Below are 5,389 nucleotides of genomic sequence, written 5' to 3' on the forward strand. Positions count from 1 at the left end.
GTGGCGTCGGCGCGGGACTTGCCGGTCTCTGCGACCAGCAACTCCTCGATCTCGCCGCGGTGTTCGCCGAGCCACACGGCGTAGCGCGCCAGCACCTTGGCACGGCCTTTCGGGCCCCGCGTGTCCCAGTCGCGTTGGGCCGCGCCCAGGCCGGCGGCGATCCGTGGCACGTCAGCGGGATCGGTCCACCGCACTTCGCCGGCGACCTCTCCGGTCGCGGGGTTACGGATCGTGCCCGTCTGGGCTGGCTGAACGTTCCAGGTCGCGGTCATCCCGTCATGCTAACGGGGGGTGTGAGCTGCGTCTCAGCGGTGGCCTGGCGCGATGCCGCGCACGTAGGCAGCCTGCCCGAGGTGCTGAGCGCAGTCGTCGACGATGCTGACCAGGCGCGCGCTCGCGGTCACCGGTGGATTCCAGCCGCGGTCGACGATCCGCTCCAGATCGGCGACGGTCAGCGTCTTGACGAGGTTCAGCGTCATCTCGTGCACGGCGTGGTAGTAGCCGGCGAGCAGGTCGGCGGTGGCACCCACCTTGGCCACGTCCTCGGGTTTGTGCCCGTAGCCGGTGTCGTGCGGCGGGAGGTCCAGCTGCAACCGGTCCACCCAGCCTTCCCGGGTCCAGACATCCTCCGTCTCGGTGATGGCGCTGATCTGCACGTCCTGCACCCGCGCGCTGTGCCAGATCAGCCAGGCGATGCTGTTGGCTTTGGGCGTCGGGCGCCAGAAAGACACCTCGTCGGTGAGGCCGTCGGTCAGGTCGTCGACATGCTCGATCAGGCGGGTGAACGAATCGCGCAGGAGTTCCCTCGCCGTGGCTGCGTCGCTGTCGGACATATCCGCGACGCTACGCCCACGGCCCGACCGGTTGGCGGGCATGCTGGTGTGGTGCCGCACTCAGCGCCGCGTCCGGGTTGGGATCCGTTTCGGTCCCGCGAGCGGCTGACCTCGTTGCTGCGGTCGACTGCGGGTCCGGTGACGTCCGGCGCCGGGGTGGGGTACCGGACGTTGTTTCTTTCGCTTCGCCGCCTCGTCGTGGGCCGTGGGCTGCGGGTCCGCTTCGATTCACACGATCTCACCCTGACGGTGACGGAGCTGGATTCCCGCCTGGACCCGCGCGGGCTCGCGGTCGGTCAGCTCGGTGAGGTCCTGGTCGTCGCTCGCGACATCCGATGGGAGGATCACCGCTTCGAGCAGGCGATGGCCGTGCTGCACAATGTCCACTTCCGCCCGAGCGTGCCGTCGGAGATCGTGGCGGCGCCGGTGGAACTGACGCTCAAGCTTCCCGCCGAAATCCTCGAGGATCTGGTGGGCCAAGCCGCGCCGCGGCTGGCCGTGGAGGTCGGTGACGACAACACCGCCCGGCTGCGCTGGGCTCGGTATCCGGCCTGGGGCCATCTCGAAGTCGAAGTGCGGGTGGTGGGGACGGCGTTGTGGCTGACCCCGCGGGCACTGGTGGTGCGCCGCAAGCGGTGGGCCCTGCCCGCCCGGATGCCGATTTACCCGATCGGCCTTCCCGACATTCCGAATGGCCTCGTCATCACCAGGGTCAGACTGCAGTCCCGATCGGTGCTCGTGCATGGTTTGTTGCCGGAGTGGCACACCGACATGCCCCTTGGCCGGTTGGAGGACATCGTCTCCCAGCTCAGCACGCGCGGTGGCGTGCTCAACCTGGCCCGGTCGGCTTGGCCGGGTTGACGTTCTGCGAGGCGATGTCGGCGCCGCGGCCGGCTTCGCCGGCGGCCGTCAGCCGAGGTCGTAGAACTCCGTGGCTCATCCTGGCACGGGAGCCCGGCACCGCCGTACAGTTCAGTGATGCGCTTCGATCTGCTGATTAAGGGTGGCACCATCGTCGACGGTGGTGGTGGCGAACCCTACGTCGGCGATGTGGCGGTCAAGGACGGCGTGGTCGCCGCGGTCGGGACGGTCTCCGGCGACGCCGCACGGCAGATCGACGCGACCGGACTTCTGGTGACACCCGGCTTCGTCGACCTGCACACCCATTACGACGGACAGGCGATCTGGTCGGACCGGATGACGCCGTCGTCGGCACACGGCGTGACCACCGCCGTGATGGGCAACTGCGGTGTCGGTTTCGCGCCGTGCCGCAAACAGGACCACGACGTGCTCGTCGACGTCATGGCTGGTGTGGAGGACATCCCGGGCGTCGTGATGGCCGACGGCCTGCCGTGGGACTGGGAGACCTTCCCCGAGTACATGAACGCGTTGGAGTCGCGCAGGCGCGACATCGACGTGGCCGCGTATCTGCCGCATTCGCCGCTGCGGGTGTATGTGATGGGCGAGCGGGGAGTGGCCCGCGAGCCCGCCACGCCGGTAGATCTCGCGAAGATGCGGGCGCTGGCCAAGGAGGCGATCGAGACCGGCGCCCTTGGTTTCGCGTCGTCACGGTTCGTGTTGCACAAGACCGCCGGCGGCGAGCAGATCCCCACCTACAACGCCGCGCGGGAAGAGATCGACGCGATCGCCCGCGGCGTCGCCGACGGCGGCGGCGGGCTGATCCAGTTCGTGCCTGACGTCCCCGCGGGTGGATACGCGTCCGTCCTGCAGCAGGTCTTCGAGGTCGCCCACGATGCCGGGCTCCCGGTGACGTTCAGCTTGGCCACCGGTAACGCCGGCGATCCGATCTGGCCCGACGCGTTCACGTTGATCGAGAAGTTCACGTCGGCGGGCACCGACATCACCGCGCAGATGTTCCCCCGCCCGATCGGGCTGGTCATCGGCCTGGAGCTGTCCGGCAATCCGTTCGTGCTCTACCCGAGCTACCGCGAGATCGCCGGTCTCCCGCTGGCCGAGCGGGTGGCCGAGATGCGCAAACCCGAAGTGCGGGCCCGGATTCTGGCCGACAGGCCCGTCGCGGTGGGTAATCCGTTGCTGTTCCTCGCGCAGATGTGGGAGTGGATGTACCCGCTCGGGGAGAAGCCGGATTACGAACCCGACCGGTCGCAGAGCGTCCTGGCCCGGGCGGCGGCCAAGGGCATCAGCCCGATGGAGGAGGCCTACGACCGGCTGCTCGACGACGACGGCCACGCGATGCTGCTCGTCGCGATGGGCAACTACCAGAACAACTCCCTCGACACGGTCGGGGAGCTGCTGCGTCGCGACGATGTGGTGCTCGGGCTCGGCGACGGCGGCGCGCATTACGGGATGATCTGCGATGCGAGCTATCCCACGTTCCTGCTCGCGCATTGGGCGCGTGACCGCGCGTCGGGGCGAATGAGCGTGGCCGAAGCGGTGCGGCAGCTGACGTCGGTACCGGCCCGAGTGGCCGGTCTGGGCGACCGCGGCCGAATTGCGCCGGGCTACAAAGCCGACCTCAACGTGATCGACCATGCCGCGCTGACGCTGCACCGCCCAGTGGTCACCTACGACCTGCCCGCGGGCGGTCGTCGTCTCGACCAGGCCGCCGACGGCTATGTCGCGACGATCGTGTCGGGCCAGGTGATCGCTGAGAACGGCGCACCGACCGACGCGCGGCCGGGCCGGCTGGTGCGCGGCCGCCAACCCGTCCCCGCCTGACGCCTCCGCCCCGCCCACCCGGCCACCGACAGACGAAGGCCCGGCCTGCCGAAGCAGACCGGGCCTCGCCGTTGGCGACTCTAGAAGTCCATGCCGCCCATGTCACCCGCGCCGGGGACAGCGGCCTTTTCCTTCTCCGGCTTGTCGGCGACAACCGCCTCGGTTGTGAGGAACAGGCCGGCGATCGACGCGGCGTTCTGCAGCGCCGAACGCGTGACCTTGACCGGGTCGGCAACGCCGGCGGCCAGGAGATCCTCGTACTGACCGGTCTCCGCGTTCAGCCCATGACCGGCAGGCAGGTTGCGCACCTTCTCGGCGACGACGCCCGGCTCCAGCCCGGCGTTGAACGCGATCTGCTTCAGCGGAGCCTCCAGCGCCACCTTGACGATGTTGCCGCCCGTGGCCTCGTCTCCCGTCAGCGGCAGTTCGTCCAGCGACGGCGCCGCCTGCAGCAGGGCCACGCCGCCACCGGCGACGATGCCCTCCTCGACGGCCGCCTTCGCGTTGCGGACCGCGTCCTCGATGCGGTGCTTGCGTTCCTTGAGCTCCACCTCGGTGGCGGCGCCGGCCTTGATCACCGCAACGCCGCCGGCCAGCTTGGCCAGACGCTCCTGCAGCTTCTCGCGGTCGTAGTCGGAATCGCTGTTCTCGATCTCCTGGCGGATCTGGGCGACCCGGCCGGCGATGGCCTCGGGATCACCCGCACCCTCGACGATCGTCGTCTCGTCGCGGGTCACGACGACCTTGCGCGCCCGGCCGAGCAGCGAGACGTCGGCGTTCTCCAGCGTCAGGCCGACCTCTTCGCTGATGACCTGGCCACCGGTGAGGATCGCCATGTCCTGCAGCATCGCCTTGCGGCGGTCACCGAAGCCGGGGGCCTTGACGGCCACCGACTTGAACGTGCCGCGGATCTTGTTGACGACCAGGGTCGACAGCGCCTCGCCCTCGACGTCCTCGGCGATGATCAGCAGCGGCTTGCCGGCCTGGATCACCTTCTCCAGCAGCGGCAGCAGGTCCTTCACGGTCGACACCTTGGAGGAGACCAGCAGGATGTAGGGGTCCTCGAGGACGGCTTCCTGCCGCTCGGGGTCGGTCACGAAGTAGCCCGATATGTAGCCCTTGTCGAAGCGCATACCCTCGGTGAGCTCGAGCTGCAGGCCGAAGGTGTTGGACTCCTCGACGGTGATGACACCCTCGTTGCCGACCTTGTCCATCGCCTCGGCGATCAGCTCACCGATGGACGGGTCTCCCGCGGAAATGCCTGCGGTGGCGGCGATCTGCTCCTTGGTCTCGACCTCCTTGGCCGACTTGAGCAGCGTCTCGGTCACCTTCTCCACGGCCTTGTCGATGCCGCGCTTGAGCCCGAGCGGGTTGGCACCGGCGGCCACGTTGCGCAGACCCTCCCGCACCAGAGCCTGGGCCAGCACGGTGGCGGTGGTGGTGCCGTCGCCGGCGACGTCGTCGGTCTTCTTGGCGACCTCCTTGACCAGCTCGGCGCCGATCTTCTCGTACGGGTCCTCCAGCTCGATCTCCTTGGCGATGGACACGCCGTCGTTGGTGATCGTGGGGGCGCCCCACTTCTTCTCGAGGACGACGTTGCGGCCCTTGGGACCCAACGTCACCCGTACCGCATCCGCGAGGCTGTTCAGGCCCCGCTCGAGGCCACGACGGGCCTCCTCGTCATACGCAATTGTCTTGGCCATTGCGAAGTGATTCCTCCGGATTGGGGATGGCACACGTCTGTGGCCGGGCACAGTGCCCGCGACGGACGACCAGAGCTGTGCGGCTCGGTCTCACCGGTCCGACCTAGCACTCACCGGTCGGGAGTGCCAAGTCATTCTTAGCACTCGCCTATG

Annotated in this window: 5 protein-coding genes; 2 read left to right on the forward strand and 3 right to left on the reverse strand. The window is 68.8% G+C overall.

Annotated features, from left to right (window positions below; translation table 11 throughout):
- The coding region (locus tag VKG81_RS03450; RefSeq protein WP_324389733.1) for an aldehyde dehydrogenase family protein at positions 1 to 272 on the reverse strand (272 nt) is incomplete at its 3' end.
- Positions 273 to 305: 33 nt separating this feature from the next.
- A complete protein-coding gene (locus VKG81_RS03455; RefSeq protein WP_324389735.1) occupies positions 306 to 833 on the reverse strand; it encodes a mycothiol transferase in 528 nt (175 codons plus the stop codon).
- Positions 834 to 884: 51 nt separating this feature from the next.
- Between VKG81_RS03455 and VKG81_RS03460 the strand changes: the two genes are divergently transcribed.
- Positions 885 to 1,694 (forward strand): hypothetical protein, encoded by an 810-nt coding sequence (locus tag VKG81_RS03460; RefSeq protein ID WP_324389737.1) that lies wholly within the window; start codon positions 885 to 887, stop codon positions 1,692 to 1,694.
- 117 nt (positions 1,695 to 1,811) lie between these two features.
- Positions 1,812 to 3,533 (forward strand): N-acyl-D-amino-acid deacylase family protein, encoded by a 1,722-nt coding sequence (locus VKG81_RS03465; RefSeq protein ID WP_324389739.1) that lies wholly within the window; start codon positions 1,812 to 1,814, stop codon positions 3,531 to 3,533.
- A gap of 80 nt (positions 3,534 to 3,613) precedes the next feature.
- Here the strand turns inward: VKG81_RS03465 and groL are convergent, their stop codons facing one another.
- A complete protein-coding gene (groL, locus tag VKG81_RS03470) occupies positions 3,614 to 5,236 on the reverse strand; it encodes a chaperonin GroEL (RefSeq protein ID WP_324389741.1) in 1,623 nt (540 codons plus the stop codon).
- Positions 5,237 to 5,389 lie beyond the last annotated feature (153 nt).

This window comes from Mycobacterium sp., assembly GCF_035314905.1.
Classification (GTDB): domain Bacteria; phylum Actinomycetota; class Actinomycetes; order Mycobacteriales; family Mycobacteriaceae; genus Mycobacterium.